Source organism: Marinobacter halophilus, assembly GCF_003007685.1.
Taxonomy (GTDB): Bacteria; Pseudomonadota; Gammaproteobacteria; order Pseudomonadales; family Oleiphilaceae; genus Marinobacter; species Marinobacter halophilus.
This window is the reverse complement of record NZ_PXNN01000011.1, coordinates 327065-342510: the sequence shown is the minus strand read 5'-3', so window position 1 is coordinate 342510 and position 15446 is coordinate 327065. Positions and strand designations below refer to the sequence as shown.

The 15446-nt window shown below is 56.4% G+C and carries 12 protein-coding genes; 9 read left to right on the top strand and 3 right to left on the bottom strand.

Features of this window, described 5'->3' with window-relative positions:
• Positions 1–5: 5 nt before the first annotated feature.
• A complete protein-coding gene (locus C7H08_RS07945; RefSeq protein WP_106671202.1) occupies positions 6–338 on the bottom strand; it encodes an outer membrane protein assembly factor BamE in 333 nt (110 codons plus the stop codon).
• A 122-nt stretch (positions 339–460) separates the two neighbouring features.
• On the opposite strand from C7H08_RS07945, the gene fur reads away from it, so the two are divergent.
• A complete protein-coding gene (fur, locus tag C7H08_RS07940; protein ID WP_106671201.1) occupies positions 461–880 on the top strand; it encodes a ferric iron uptake transcriptional regulator in 420 nt (139 codons plus the stop codon).
• Between the two features lie 57 nt (positions 881–937).
• Here fur and recN read toward each other — a convergent pair whose 3' ends face one another.
• Positions 938–2617 (bottom strand): DNA repair protein RecN, encoded by a 1680-nt coding sequence (recN, locus tag C7H08_RS07935; protein ID WP_106671200.1) that lies wholly within the window; start codon positions 2615–2617, stop codon positions 938–940.
• A gap of 262 nt (positions 2618–2879) precedes the next feature.
• Between recN and grpE the strand changes: the two genes are divergently transcribed.
• The 7 genes from grpE (at position 2880) to greA (ending at position 12617) form a co-directional block, all read left to right on the top strand.
• Positions 2880–3479: a nucleotide exchange factor GrpE gene (grpE, locus tag C7H08_RS07930; RefSeq protein ID WP_106671199.1), complete on the top strand. Its 600-nt coding sequence runs from the start codon at positions 2880–2882 to the stop codon at positions 3477–3479.
• Between the two features lie 90 nt (positions 3480–3569).
• Positions 3570–5495, top strand: coding sequence for a molecular chaperone DnaK (dnaK, locus tag C7H08_RS07925; RefSeq protein ID WP_106671198.1), 1926 nt, complete (start codon positions 3570–3572; stop codon positions 5493–5495).
• Positions 5496–5572: 77 nt separating this feature from the next.
• Positions 5573–6703: a molecular chaperone DnaJ gene (dnaJ, locus tag C7H08_RS07920; RefSeq protein ID WP_106671197.1), complete on the top strand. Its 1131-nt coding sequence runs from the start codon at positions 5573–5575 to the stop codon at positions 6701–6703.
• An 11-nt stretch (positions 6704–6714) separates the two neighbouring features.
• Positions 6715–7518, top strand: coding sequence for a 4-hydroxy-tetrahydrodipicolinate reductase (dapB, locus tag C7H08_RS07915; RefSeq protein WP_106671196.1), 804 nt, complete (start codon positions 6715–6717; stop codon positions 7516–7518).
• Between the two features lie 184 nt (positions 7519–7702).
• On the top strand, positions 7703–8833 hold the full coding sequence (gene carA, locus C7H08_RS07910; protein ID WP_188445180.1) for a glutamine-hydrolyzing carbamoyl-phosphate synthase small subunit: 1131 nt from the start codon (positions 7703–7705) through the stop codon (positions 8831–8833).
• Positions 8834–8914: 81 nt separating this feature from the next.
• Positions 8915–12133, top strand: coding sequence for a carbamoyl-phosphate synthase large subunit (gene carB / locus C7H08_RS07905; protein WP_106671194.1), 3219 nt, complete (start codon positions 8915–8917; stop codon positions 12131–12133).
• Between the two features lie 4 nt (positions 12134–12137).
• Complete coding sequence (greA, locus tag C7H08_RS07900; protein WP_106671193.1) at positions 12138–12617, top strand: transcription elongation factor GreA; 480 nt, start codon at positions 12138–12140, stop codon at positions 12615–12617.
• A gap of 66 nt (positions 12618–12683) precedes the next feature.
• Here the strand turns inward: greA and yhbY are convergent, their stop codons facing one another.
• Positions 12684–12992, bottom strand: coding sequence for a ribosome assembly RNA-binding protein YhbY (gene yhbY, locus C7H08_RS07895; protein ID WP_106671192.1), 309 nt, complete (start codon positions 12990–12992; stop codon positions 12684–12686).
• 466 nt (positions 12993–13458) lie between these two features.
• Here yhbY and ftsH point away from each other — a divergent pair, with 466 nt between their 5' ends.
• On the top strand, positions 13459–15402 hold the full coding sequence (gene ftsH, locus C7H08_RS07890) for an ATP-dependent zinc metalloprotease FtsH (RefSeq protein ID WP_243411421.1): 1944 nt from the start codon (positions 13459–13461) through the stop codon (positions 15400–15402).
• The last annotated feature ends 44 nt before the right edge of the window (positions 15403–15446 follow it).

The window sequence follows — 15446 nt, the reverse complement described above, 5'->3', positions numbered from 1 at the left end:
CGCGGTCAGTAAGCTGGTGTTTCGTCGAGCAATTGCGCTTCGTAATGGCTGAACTCGTCACCGTCATAGTAGACGATGATGCGCTGCTCTTTGATGTCACCGCCCCGACGCTGGAAGGTGTACACATAATATTCCCGGGAAGGGTCCACCGGGTTGAGCATCAGGGGTGAACCCATCACGGCGTGCACCTGACTTCTCGGCATGCCCTCAGACAAGCTTTTCAGTTCTTCGTCGGTGACGATATTTCCCTGCTGAACGTTGATTTTATAAACGCCGGGAAAGGCGCAGCCGGCCAAGGATAAAATGCTAATAAGAACGATAGCTGTGAGCTTTTGCATCGCCGGGGGAAATCCTCTATCTTGAAATCGCCTGCGTGAAGCAGGTGTGAAACGGGTTGTCCGTTGAACGGCGGCTTCATCATACCGGAAGCCGTAAGGCACACCAACGAGTGAATAGTAACATGCCATCTGAAAACGCCGAATTACGAAAGGTCGGTCTGAAGGTAACTCTGCCGAGAGTCAAGATCTTCAATATTCTGGAACGTGCTAAAGAGCATCACCTGAGTGCTGAGGACGTGTATAAGAAGCTTCTGGAGCACGGTGACGATGTGGGCCTGGCAACCGTCTATCGAGTGTTGACTCAGTTCGAGGCTGCCGGCCTTGTGCTGCGTCATAACTTTGAGGGTGGCCATGCGGTGTTCGAGATGGCCGGTGATGACCATCACGATCACATGGTTTGCACTCAAACCGGTGAAGTGGTCGAATTTGTTGACGAGATCATAGAAGAGCGTCAGCAGAAGATTGCCCTGGAGCACGGCTATGAAATTGTTGATCACAGCCTGATTCTCTACGTTAAACCTTTAAAGTCCGATAAGAAGTAAGCCAAAAAAGGGGCCAGCAAATGCCGGCCCCAAGTGTTCTCCGAAGCGGGAAGCAATTCAGTGATGGGTCGCCTGACCCTTTACAAACATTTCCCGGGCATGGGCAATGGTATGCTCAGTCATGTCTACGCCTCCCAGCATTCTCGCTACCTCGCTGATTCTTCCCTGATCGTCCAGTGGCTCAATGCGTGAGTAGGTTGCATCCTGCTCAGTGAATTTGCTGACAAACAGGTGTTGATGGCATTGGGCGGCGACCTGTGGCAGGTGGGTAACGCACAGGACCTGGCCGTTGCTGCCCAGTGATCGCAACAGGCGGCCCACCACCTCGGCGGTACCGCCGCCAATGCCGACGTCAACTTCGTCGAACACCAGGGTTGGCGTGGTTGAGGTCTGAGCCACGACTACCTGAATGGCGAGGCTGATCCGCGACAGTTCGCCCCCGGAGGCGACTTTTGCCAGTGGTCGGGCGGGTTGGCCCGGATTAGCGCTGACCAGAAACTCTATGTCTTCCATGCCGTGCGGTGCCGGCTCATCGTTGCTGTTGCGGCCAAGTCGAGTCACAAACTGCACCGCGGGCATGCCCAGCTGAACCAGTTCGGCGGCAATGCGCTGGTCCAGCTCTGCCGCTGCCTGCTCGCGCTTTTCGCTCAGCTGCTTCGCCAGCTCATCGAATTGCTCCCGCTGTTTACCAAGCTCGATATCCAGTTGCTCCAGGCTGCCTTCGCCGCCATCCAGCTCCGCCAGTTCACGATCCAGGCGTTGGTGCAGTTCGGGCAGCTCTTCGGGAGTGATGCGGTGTTTGCGAGCCATCTGATAGATGGCGCTCAGGCGCTCTTCCACCTCGGCGAGTCGGGCCGGATCGGCTTCATAATCTTCAACAAAGTGGCGAAGGTTATCTCCGGCTTCGGCAATCTGTATTTGCGCCTCGGTCAGCATCTGGATGGTGTCTGCCAGCGCAGGCACATCTACCGGTAACTGTTCCAGTTGCTGCAGCGCTTGTCGGAGCAGGTCGGCTGCATTGGTGTCATCTTCGGTGCAGAACAATGCTGCCTGATGACTGCTGTGCAGCACCGCGTCGGCCTGGCTGAGCTGGGCCTGTTCCTGCTCCAGAATTTCTTGTTCGCCACTTTCAAGGGCCAGTCTGTCCAGTTCTTCGACCTGGTAACGCAACAGTTGCAATTTTGCCTCGGCTTCGTCGGCATTCTGGCGCCGCAAGTCCAGCTTTTGGCGTGTCTGGTTCCAACTTTTCCACGCGTTACGGGTGTGTTCTGCAAGATTGTCTGAACCGGAGAACTCGTCCAGTAACTTGCGGTGGGTGTCTTTTTGCAGAAGTGACTGATGCTGATGTTGGCTGTGAATGTCCATCAACTGACCGCCAAGCTCCTTAAGCTGAGACAGCGGGCAGGGACGACCATTGATAAAGGCTTTTGATCGACCGTCTTTGCTGATGGTCCGGCGCAGGATGCAGTCATCTTTGTCATCGAGCTCGTGCTCTTCGAGCCACTGGCGCGCTACCGCAATACGGGTGATATCAAAGCTCGCGGTGATATCGGCACGCTTGGCTCCGTGGCGAACAGCTCCGGCATCGGCACGACCGCCCATGGCCAGGCCGAGCGCGTCCAGAACGATGGATTTGCCGGCACCGGTTTCTCCGGTCAGGGCCGTCATGCCCTTGCTGAAATGCAGGTTAACCCGCTCAGCGATGGCGTAGTTGGATACCGTAAGTTGAATGAGCATGCCGATCACCTCCGATCAGAGCTGGAAAGTCTCTGAATGATTTTCTGGTACTGTGGTTTCATACAGTTGCTGTGAATATATACAGTGTTTTTCCTGTTTGCAAATCATCCATGGCTGAAAAACATAAAGAATGCACTGCTGAAGGTTGAAACCTGACGGGTGGGCCCCATATTCGTTCGCAAAGCCGTATTTTCCTGCCGTTTCAGGCGGGCTCATTCAGCCGCAGGCCTTCGGGTCCTGGGAAAATCCATCAGGAGTTGTCATGAGTGCTGACGATAAGCGCAACGAACAGATAGATGAACTTAATGAGGCAGTGGACCCCACTGCCGAGCAGACCGGTGGCGCAGATTCTTCCGGTTCGGCCGAAGCTTCCGAGCTTGAGGTTCTGAAAGCCAAGCTGCAGGAACATCAGGACCAGGCGCTGCGCGCCCAGGCAGAAATGCAAAATGTCCGTCGCCGTGCAGAGATTGATGTTGAAAAAGCGCATAAGTTCGCCGTGGAGAAATTTGTTAAAGAACTTCTGCCGGTCGCGGACAGTCTGGAAAAAGCAGTTGAAAGCACCGAAGGGCAGGAGAACGCCGGCGAGTTGGTGGCCTCCATTCGGGAAGGCGTGGAAATGACGCTCAATCTGTTCATGAACAGCATCAAAAAGTTCAATGTTGAGCAATTGAATCCGGTCGGCGAGCCATTTGATCCGAACCGGCACGAAGCTATGTCGATGGTGCCAGCGCCAGATGCCGAACCCAACAGTGTGGTGGCGGTGGTGCAGAAAGGTTACCTGTTGAATGGTCGTGTGGTTCGGCCAGCCATGGTAGTGGTGGCTAAGGCTGAAAGTGCACCAAAAATCGACGAGCAGGCTTGAAATTCTGATTAAAGCGCCAATATAGCGAGTAACCAGCAAAATCCGGGTACTTATCCCGGGACAGCATTCAGAAAGATTTGGAGTGATTCGATGAGCAAAATTATTGGTATCGACTTGGGAACCACCAACTCCTGCGTAGCCATCATGGATGGCGACAAGGTGAAGGTTATTGAAAACGCCGAGGGTGATCGCACCACCCCGTCCATCGTTGCCTATACAGATGACGGTGAAATTCTGGTCGGCCAGTCCGCCAAGCGTCAGGCGGTGACCAACCCGCACAACACCCTTTACGCCATCAAGCGTTTGATTGGTCGTCGTTTCGAAGACGATGTAGTCCAGAAAGACATCAAGATGGTGCCGTACAAAATTGCCAAGGCAGATAACGGTGATGCCTGGGTTGAAGTGAAAGGCGATAAAATGGCGCCGCCACAGGTGTCTGCTGAAATTCTCAAGAAGATGAAGAAAACGGCAGAAGATTACCTGGGTGAAAAAGTAACCGAGGCGGTCATCACTGTTCCGGCTTATTTTAATGACAGTCAGCGCCAGGCGACCAAAGACGCCGGCAGGATTGCCGGCCTGGATGTGAAGCGAATCATCAACGAGCCGACCGCTGCTGCCCTTGCCTATGGTATGGACAAGAAGACCGGTGATCGCACCATCGCGGTATATGACCTGGGTGGTGGTACCTTCGATCTGTCCATCATCGAAATCGCAGACGTTGACGGTGAGCACCAGTTCGAGGTGTTGGCCACCAACGGTGATACCTTCCTGGGTGGTGAAGACTTCGATCTGAAAATCATTGAATTCCTGGCAGACCAGTTCAAGAAAGACAGTGGCATCGACCTGCGCGGCGACTCCCTGGCTATGCAGCGGCTGAAAGAAGCGGGTGAGAAAGCCAAGATCGAGCTGTCCAGCAGCCAGCAGACTGACGTGAACCTGCCGTATATCACGGCCGATGCGTCGGGTCCCAAGCACATGAATGTCAAGTTGACCCGCTCCAAGCTGGAATCCCTGGTGGAAGATCTGGTCCAGCGCAGCCTTGAGCCCTGTAAGGTGGCGCTGACGGATGCTGGCATGAAAGCGTCTGAAATCGACGAGGTTATCCTGGTTGGTGGTCAGACCCGTATGCCGCTGGTGCAGGAGAAAGTGAAAGAGTTCTTCGGCAAAGAAGCTCGCAAAGACGTTAACCCGGATGAAGCTGTGGCCATGGGCGCTGCTATCCAGGCGGCCGTTCTCTCCGGTGATGTGAAAGACGTTCTGCTGCTGGACGTAACCCCGCTGACCCTGGGTATCGAAACCATGGGTGGTGTGGCGACCCCGCTGATTGACAAGAACACTACGATTCCGACCAAGAAGTCGCAGACCTTCTCTACGGCAGATGATAGTCAGACGGCTGTAACTATCCACGTAGTTCAGGGTGAGCGTAAGCAGGCTCAGCAGAACAAATCGCTCGGCCGTTTCGACCTGGCCGACATTCCGCCGGCTCCGCGCGGTGTGCCGCAGATCGAAGTCACCTTCGACATCGATGCCAACGGCATTCTGAACGTGTCAGCCAAAGACAAGGCGACTGGCAAAGAGCAGTCTATCGTGATCAAGGCCTCTTCCGGTCTGAACGATGATGAAATCGAAAAGATGGTTCGTGATGCCGAAGCCAACGCTGACGAAGATCGCAAGTTCGAAGAGCTGGTGCAGGTACGTAATCAGGGCGATGCCATGGTTCACGCCGTGCGCAAGACGCTGACCGATGCGGCAGACAAGGTCACTGACAGCGAGAAAGAATCCATTGAGGCCGCGATCAAAGACCTCGAGGAAGCGCTGACCGGTTCTGACAAGGAAGCCATCGAGAGCAAGACTCAGAAACTGACCGAAGTGTCTTCCGAGCTGGCTCAGAAGATGTACGCGGATCAGGCTGCGCAGGAGCAGCAGGCAGGCGGCCAGGAGGAAGGTCAGTCGCAAAAAGCTGACGACGCTGTCGACGCCGAGTTCGAAGAAGTCAAAGACGACGACAAGAAGTAAATCCGAAGTACATCAGGCAGTTGGGGAAACGCGAGCAAGACTCGCGTTTTCCTCGTTATATAACAGGGTTTTAAAGCATGGCCAAGCGCGATTATTACGAAGTACTCGGCGTATCCCGGGACGCGGACGAGAAGGACATTAAGCGGGCATACCGAAAGCTCGCGATGAAATACCATCCGGACCGTAACCCGGACGACGTTGACGCTGAGAATAAGTTCAAAGATGCCAGCGAAGCCTACGAAATTCTGGCGGATTCCAGCAAGCGAGCCGCCTACGACCAGTTCGGTCATGCCGGCGTAGACGGTCAGGCCGGAGGTGGTTTCGGTGGCGGCGGCAGTGGCAGCTTCTCCGATATTTTCGGCGATGTGTTTGGCGATATTTTCGGTGGCGGCGGTGGTCGTGGTCGAAATACCCGCGGCGCCGATCTTCGTTACACGCTTGAAATTGACCTGGAAGAAGCGGTCAAGGGCAAAACTGTCAAGATCAACATTCCCGGCCACAAAGAATGTGATACCTGCGACGGCAGCGGTGCCGAGAAAGGTTCTCGTCCCGAGACCTGTGGTACCTGTCAGGGTATGGGGCAGGTGCGGATGCAGCAGGGTTTCTTCACCGTGCAGCAGGCCTGCCCTACCTGTCGGGGGGCTGGCCAGGTTATCAAGAACCCGTGTAAGTCCTGTCACGGCCAGGGTCGGGTCAGGCAGGAGAAGACTCTGTCGGTGAAAGTGCCTCCGGGGGTTGATACCGGTGATCGCATTCGCCTGTCCGGGGAAGGTGAAATGGGTGTGGACGGTGGGCCTCCTGGCGATCTTTACGTGCAGATGGCGGTGCGCGAGCACTCTATCTTCACTCGTGATGGCCGTAACCTGTATTGTGAGGTGCCCATCAGCATCGTGGATGCAGCCCTGGGTGGCGAGCTGGAAGTGCCGACCCTGGATGGCCGGGTAAAACTGAAAATCCCGCCGGAAACCCAAACCGGCAAGCTGTTCCGTCTGCGTAACAAGGGCGTTAGCCCGGTCCGCGGTGGCCCCGCCGGCGACCTGCTGTGCCGGGTAACAATCGAAACGCCGGTGCATCTGACCAAGCGTCAGAAAGAGCTGCTGGACGAGTTCCAGAAAACTCTGGATGGCACCAACGGCACCCATCATGCGCCGAAGAAAACCTCCTGGTTTGAGGGCGTGAAAAGCTTCTTCGACGAAATGAAATTCTGAGGGCAGAGCAGATGCGGGTAGCAATCATTGGCGCCGCCGGGCGCATGGGTAAAGTATTGATCGAGGCGGTCGACGGCACCGAGGGGCTTGAGTTGGGCGCCGCGGTGGTTGAGCCCGACAGCAGCCTGATTGGCGCCGACGCGGGCGAAATGACCGGTGTTGGCAAAACCGGCGTGCACATGGCTGGCAGTCTGGCAGAGGTGAAAAACGACTTTGACGTGCTGGTCGACTTTACTTTTCCGGACCTGACCCTGGAAAACGCGGAATTCTGCAAGGCCAACGGTAAAATGCTGGTCATTGGCACCACCGGTCTGACCGATGCCGAGAAAGCGCAGCTTGCCCTGGCGGCAGAGTCCATCCCGGTGGTCTTTGCGCCCAACATGAGTGTGGGCGTTAACGTGGTTCTCAACCTTCTGAAAACCGCCGCGGCGACGCTGGGTGATGACTACGACGTCGAAATCATCGAGGCCCACCACCGCCACAAGAAAGATGCGCCCTCCGGTACCGCCTTGCGGATGGGCGAAGTGGTCGCCGATGCGTTGGGTCGTGATCTCAAGGAGTGTGCCGTCTACGGTCGCGAAGGTTTCACCGGTGAGCGTACCCGCAAGGAAATTGGCTTCGAAACCATTCGTGCCGGCGATGTGGTGGGCGATCACACGGTGTTGTTCGCCACCGAAGGCGAGCGCATCGAAATCACCCACAAGGCCAGCAGCCGGATGACCTTTGCCAAAGGTGCCATGCGCGCCGCGTTATGGCTCGACGGTAAAGCAGCCGGTTTGTATGACATGCAGGACGTTTTAAGCCTGAAGGGTTAATGGTCGTGGACAAAAATCGCCAGATTTCTTACAATGGGGCGATTTAACTGCACCAAGCGTACCTTTGAAAAGTTTATAAGAAAGCGGGACCGGGTTAAGACTCTGTCTCGCTTTTTTGCAACCTGAATATGCGCTTGCGTTCCTGTTCGTGACGAACTTACGCCACTCGATGAGGATACAAGCCTTGAGTACACCAGCAATCCTTGCACTCGCAGACGGAAGCCTTTTTTACGGCACCGCCATTGGCGCAGACGGAGAAACCAGCGGCGAGGTCGTGTTCAACACTGCCATGACCGGCTATCAGGAAATCCTGACCGATCCGTCTTATTCACGCCAGATGGTCACCCTGACCTACCCGCACATCGGCAACACCGGTGTCAACGAGGAAGACGTGGAGTCTGACCGCATTCACGCCGCCGGGCTGATCATCCGTGATCTGCCCCTGGTCGCCAGCAGTTGGCGCAATCAGGGCAGTCTCGACGACTACCTGCGACGCAACAACATTGTTGGCATTGCGGACATCGATACTCGCCGCCTGACGCGCATTCTTCGGGATAAGGGTTCCCAGAATGGCGCCATCGTCGCCGGCGACAACGCCACCGCCGAGCGCGCGCTGGAACTGGCCAAAGCCTTTCCGGGTCTCAAAGGCATGGACCTTGCCAAAGAAGTCACCTGCGACAAGGCTTATCAGTGGAGCCAGACCGAGTGGGATCTGGCCACCGGTTACGGCGAGCAAACCGAGGCCCGATTCAAAGTGGTGGCCTGGGATTACGGCGTAAAGTACAACATTTTGCGGATGCTAGCGGCCCGTGGCTGCGACGTCACCGTAGTGCCTGCGCAAACCCCGGCCTCCGACGTGCTCGCGATGAATCCGGACGGCATCTTCCTGTCCAACGGCCCGGGCGACCCCGAGCCCTGCGACTACGCCATCACGGCGATCAAAGAGGTGCTGGAAACCGAGATTCCGGTGTTCGGCATCTGCCTGGGGCATCAGTTGCTGGCCCTGGCCAGTGGTGCCAAAACCCTGAAAATGGGCCACGGCCACCACGGCGCCAACCACCCGGTGCAGGACTTGGCCAAAGGTACGGTGATGATCACCAGCCAGAACCACGGTTTTGCGGTGGACGAATCGACCTTGCCCGCGAACGTGCAGGCGACCCACAAGTCGCTGTTTGACGGCACCCTGCAGGGAATCCGTCGGACCGACAAGGCGGCCTACAGCTTCCAGGGTCACCCGGAAGCCAGCCCCGGTCCTCATGACGTGGCGCCGCTGTTTGACGAGTTTATCCAGTTGATGCAGGCACGATCCGCCTGAGGGCTGATCACCACGGATAACGCACAGGCGCCGCGTTTTGCGCTGCAAGAATTCAAAAGTTGCTGACAGGTTTACCAAGACATGCCAAAACGTACCGACATCAAAAGCATCCTGATCCTGGGCGCCGGCCCCATCGTGATCGGGCAGGCGTGCGAATTCGATTACTCTGGAGCTCAGGCCTGTAAAGCCCTGCGGGAAGAGGGATACCGGGTCATTCTGGTGAACTCCAACCCGGCTACCATCATGACCGATCCGACCATGGCCGATGCCACCTACATCGAGCCGATCACCTGGAATACGGTCGAAAAGATCATCGAGAAAGAGCAGCCAGACGCCCTGTTGCCCACCATGGGTGGTCAGACCGCGCTCAACTGTGCGCTCGATCTGCAAAAACACGGCGTTCTGGACAAGCATGGCGTGGAAATGATCGGCGCCAATGCCGATACCATCGATAAAGCCGAAGACCGTGACCGTTTCGACAAGGCGATGCGGAAAATCGGCCTCGAATGCCCGCGCGCCACGATTGTGCACTCCATGGCGGAAGCCTGGGAAGCGAACAAAGACATCGGTTTTCCGTGCATTATCCGCCCGTCCTTTACCATGGGCGGCTCCGGCGGGGGTATTGCATACAATAAAGATGAGTACGAAGAAATCTGCACCCGTGGTCTGGACCTTTCCCCGACCAATGAGCTGCTGATCGACGAATCCCTGATTGGCTGGAAAGAGTACGAGATGGAGGTTGTCCGCGACAAGAACGACAACTGCATCATTGTCTGCGCCATCGAAAACTTCGATGCCATGGGCGTGCACACCGGTGACTCCATCACCGTAGCGCCGGCCCAGACGCTGACGGACAAAGAATATCAGATTATGCGGAACGCCTCGCTGGCGGTTCTGCGTGAAATCGGTGTGGAAACCGGCGGTTCCAACGTACAGTTCGGGATTAACCCGGACGACGGCCGTATGGTGGTTATCGAGATGAACCCGCGGGTGTCCCGTTCCTCGGCACTGGCGTCCAAAGCCACCGGCTTCCCGATTGCCAAAGTGGCGGCCAAGCTGGCTGTGGGTTATACCCTGGATGAGCTGCAGAACGAAATCACCGGGGGCGTGACCCCGGCGTCGTTCGAGCCGAGCATCGACTATGTGGTTACCAAGATTCCCCGCTTCACCTTTGAAAAGTTTCCGCAGGCGGATGCCCGACTGACCACCCAGATGAAGTCAGTGGGCGAGGTGATGGCCATTGGCCGCACCTTCCAGGAATCCATGCAGAAAGCTCTGCGCGGTCTGGAAGTGGGCTCTGATGGCTTTGATGAACAGCTGGACGATCTGGTCTGCGAAAATTCACGGGAAACCCTCACCCGTGAACTGAACGTGCCGGGCGCCGAGCGGATCTGGTTCATCGGTGACGCCTTCCGTGCCGGCATGTCGGTCGACGACGTGTTCCAGCACACCAAGGTGGACCCCTGGTATCTGGTGCAGATTGAAGATCTGATTCGTGAGGAGCAGGCGCTGAAGTCTGCGGGCAAGGCTGATATCGATCACGCCACCCTGTTCCGCCTAAAGCGTAAAGGTTTCTCTGATGCCCGCCTGGCCAAGTTGCTGGGACTGTCGGAAGGCAGTCTGCGCAAACTGCGCCACGACCTGGGTATCCGTCCGGTCTACAAGCGGGTAGACACTTGCGCAGCCGAGTTTGCTTCCGACACTGCCTATATGTACTCCACCTATGAGGAAGAGTGCGAGGCGGAGCCAACTGACCGTGACAAAATCGTCGTCATCGGCGGTGGTCCCAACCGTATTGGTCAGGGTATTGAATTTGATTACTGCTGCGTACATGCGGCTTTGGCCATGCGCGAAGACGGCTACGAAACCATCATGATCAACTGCAACCCGGAGACCGTGTCGACCGACTATGACACCTCTGACCGGTTGTACTTCGAGCCAATCACCCTGGAAGACGTGCTGGAGATCATCAACGTCGAAAAACCCAAGGGTGTGATTGTTCAGTACGGTGGTCAAACGCCGCTGAAACTGGCTCGTGGCCTGGAGGCCGCTGGCGTGCCCATCATCGGCACCAGCCCGGACGCCATCGACCGGGCCGAAGACCGTGAGCGTTTTCAGCAGATGATTCAGCGCCTCGGCCTGAACCAGCCTGAGAACGCGACGGTACGCAGTCACGAAGAAGGTATTGTGGCCGCTCGCGAAATCGGTTACCCGCTGGTGGTACGCCCGTCCTACGTGTTGGGCGGCCGCGCCATGGAGATCGTCTATGATGAAGCCGAGCTGACGCGCTACATGCGCAATGCCGTGCTGGTCTCCAACGACAGCCCGGTTTTGCTCGATCACTTCCTGAACGCTGCCATAGAGGTGGATATCGACGCCATCTGTGACGGCACTGATGTGGTGATCGGTGGCATCATGCAACATATCGAGCAGGCCGGTGTTCACTCCGGTGACTCTGCCTGTTCGCTGCCGCCCTACAGTCTGCCCAAAGATGTGCAGGATGAGATGCGCGAGGCCGTGAAGAAAATGGCCATCGAACTCGACGTTATCGGTCTGATGAACGTGCAGTTGGCCTGGCAGGATGGCATGATTTATGTCATCGAGGTGAATCCACGGGCCTCTCGCACGGTGCCTTTCGTGTCAAAGGCCATCGGCGTTTCGCTGGCTGCGGTTGCCGCCCGGGTGATGTCCGGCAAGACCCTGAAAGAGCTCAACTTCACCCAGGAAATTGTGCCGACCTATTACGCAGTGAAGGAATCGGTGTTCCCGTTCAACAAGTTCCCGTCGGTTGACCCGATCCTTGGCCCGGAGATGAAGTCTACCGGTGAGGTGATGGGGCTGGGCGACAGCTTTGATGAAGCCTTTGCCAAGGCCGCTCTGGCCATTGGTGAGCGCTTGCCTCGTGAGGGCACGGCGTTTATGTCGGTCCGGGATGTCGACAAACCCGGGGCCGCCCAGGTGGCCCGTGAACTGGTGGATGCCGGTTTCAAGATCATTGCCACCACGGGCACGGCCAAAGCACTGAAAGAGGCGGGTATCACCGCGGAGCGTGTTAACAAGGTTCGTGAGGGTCGTCCCCACATCGTTGACGCCATCAAAAACGGCCAGGTACAGCTGATTATCAATACCACTGAAGGTCGCAAGGCGATTTCGGACTCGGCGCAAATCCGCCAGTCGGCGCTGCAGACCAAGGTGACCTACACAACGACTCTGGCAGGTGGCGAAGCCTTCTGTCGGGCGATCAAATTTGGTCCGGAGCGCACCGTTCGTCGCCTCCAGGACCTGCACGCAGGGAAGTAAGATTATGGCTGACAGAGTACCCATGACGCAGACGGGTGAAACCCGTTTGCGTGAAGAGCTGAAAAAACTGAAGTCCGAAGATCGCCCCCGGGTCATTCAGGCCATTGCTGATGCCCGGGAGCACGGTGACCTCAAGGAAAACGCTGAATATCACGCCGCTCGCGAGCAGCAAAGCTTTATCGAAGGTCGTATTCAGGAAATCGAAGGCAAGCTGTCGGTGTCTCAGGTGATCGATGTCACCGCTATGGAAAACACCGGCAAGGTGATTTTCGGTACCACAGTGCACCTGGTGAATATGGACACTGACGAAGAAGTGAAATACCAGATCGTTGGCGAAGATGAGGCGGATATCAAGTCCGGTAAGCTGTCGGTATCCTCACCGATTGCCCGTGCTCTGATCGGAAAGAGCGAGGGTGATGTGGTGGCCATCCGGATTCCGTCTGGCACCGTGGAGTACGAAATCTCTGAGGTGGAATACATCTAAGCGATTTCTGGCAACAACAAAAGCCGGCGTGGAATTAATATCCAGGCCGGCTTTTTTATCTGCCGATTATTTGGTTCGAAGCAGGTTGGACAGCTTCGGATTCGGTTTCTTGGCCCGGCGCAGGATAACGGCAATTTTGCCGATGGTTTGCACCAGCTCGGCCTTGGAGCTCTCGCACAGAGCCTCGATGGCCTGCTGGCGCGCTTCGCGATCCTGGCTGGCTACTTTGATCTTGATCAGCTCGTGATCGTTCAGGGCGCGGTCCAGTTCATCCTGAAGCCCCTCGGACAGGCCTTTGTCGCCAACAATGATGACGGGCTTGAGGTTGTGGGCAATGGCCCGGTACTCCCGGCGCTGTTCCGGTGACAAACTCATGATGTAATCTCTTTATCGGTGCAATTAATAAAAGGTCAGCGGCATACCGGCTGACAACGTCGTATAATTTCAAGATTGTAACAGATAGATACTCACTACAAATGGCTGTAATCACGTACAGAAGAGCGTTAAAGACGACGAGCCTGTAAATAGCTTGATTTGCCGCTTTCCGAAACCGGCAAGCGTGGGCTGTGGGAACGTTCTGGCGTTGTCTGGGTCATAAAGACACGATGCATTGGAATTGTGTTTGTGTGGTTTTATCGGGGATAAGGTGTTTGGATGACGACTGGTTTTAGGGTGTTCGTCCTGCAGGCGTTGTAATTTCAGATATGGCGCCCAATATGAGTAGTAGTCGGTCGGTAGCGGATGGGCCGTTTCTGGTGGACGAGCGTACATTTGGTGTAAGGTGTCCGAAAAGGGCTGGCGGCCTCGCAGCCGCGGCCCTGCAATTCACAGGTGATGATCCTTGAACGATATGGCAAAAAATCTGGTTCTCTGGCTAGTAATAGCCGCCGTGCTGCTGATGGTGTTTCAGAATTTCACTCCCACCACCAGCGGGCAACAAGTCAACTATTCACAGTTTGTGGAGATGGTCCAGCAGGGCCAGGTCCGGCAGGTGACGATTGACGGTCTGCAGGTTCAGGGTGTCCGCGGTGACGGCTCCCAGTTCCAGACCGTTCGCCCGCAGGTCTCTGACAACAAGCTGATGGATGATCTGCTCGCCAATAGCGTCGAAGTGATTGGTAAGGAGCCTGAGCGCCAGAGCCTGTGGACACAGCTTCTGGTAGCGGCGTTCCCGATCCTGATTATTATTGCGCTGTTTGTGTTCTTCATGCGCCAGATGCAGGGCGGTGGGGGTGGCAAAGGTCCCATGTCGTTTGGCAAGAGCAAAGCCAAACTGATGAGTGAGGATCAGATCAAAACCACCTTCGGTGATGTCGCCGGCGTGGATGAGGCAAAGGAAGACGTTAAGGAGCTGGTGGACTTCCTGCGGGATCCTAGTAAATTCCAGCGGCTCGGTGGCAGTATCCCCAAAGGGGTGCTCATGGTGGGTCAGCCGGGTACCGGTAAAACCCTCCTGGCCAAGGCGATTGCGGGGGAGGCCAAGGTGCCGTTCTTCTCGATCTCCGGTTCGGACTTTGTAGAAATGTTTGTGGGCGTGGGTGCATCTCGAGTCCGGGACATGTTCGAGCAGGCCAAGAAGCAGAGCCCGTGCATTATCTTTATTGACGAAATTGATGCGGTGGGTCGTCATCGTGGTGCTGGAATGGGGGGTGGTCACGATGAGCGTGAGCAGACCCTGAACGCGCTGCTTGTCGAAATGGACGGCTTTGAGGGTAACGAAGGCGTTATCGTGATCGCTGCCACTAACCGTCCGGATGTACTGGACCCTGCATTGCTGCGCCCGGGCCGTTTTGATCGGCAGGTCGTGGTTGGTTTGCCAGACATTATCGGCCGCGAGCAGATTCTCAAGGTGCACATGAAAAAAGTGCCACTGGATGAAAGTGTTGAGCCGGCTCTGATTGCCCGTGGCACCCCCGGATTCTCCGGTGCCGATCTTGCTAACTTGGTGAACGAGGCGGCTTTGTTTGCGGCACGCCGTAACCAGCGCCTGGTATCCATGGAAGAATTTGAACTCGCCAAAGACAAGATCATGATGGGCGCTGAGCGCAAGTCGATGGTAATGAGCGAGAAAGAAAAGCGGAATACGGCATTCCACGAGTCTGGCCACGCCATCGTTGGTCGGCTGGTGCCGGAACACGATCCTGTCTATAAGGTCAGTATCATTCCGCGTGGGCGTGCTCTGGGTGTCACCATGTTCCTCCCGGAAGAGGACAGGTACAGTCACAGTAAGCGCTTTCTGATCAGCTCCATCTGCAGCCTGTTCGGTGGCCGTATCGCCGAAGAGCTGACGCTTGGGTTCGATGGCGTTACCACCGGTGCGTCTAATGACATTGAGCGGGCAACCAGTCTGGCCCGCAACATGGTGACCCGTTGGGGTCTGTCTGAGAAACTTGGGCCGCTGCAGTATGATACGGACAGCGAAGAGCCCTTCCTCGGCCGTTCTGCAGGCCAGAGCCAGACGGTGTACTCGCCGGAGACGGCCCAGCGGATTGATGAAGAAGTCCGGAACATTATCGACACCTGTTACGAGACCGCCAAGCAAATCCTGGTCGACAATCGTGACAAGCTGGACCTGATGGCCGATGCTTTGATGAAGTATGAGACCATTGATCGTCACCAGATAGATGACATCATGGAAGGCCGGACGCCCCGCCCGCCGAAGGGTTGGGGAGACAACGGTCCCACGGGTGGTGTTAAAGCCGATGAGCCGGAAGTGGCTCAAGAGCCGCGGGGCTCAGATGATGGTCGGCAGCCTGGAGTGGGTCGGCCCGCCGGCGAGCACTGATCGCTCAGGCTGATTAAAGCCACACAAACGCCGCCCGAACTTCG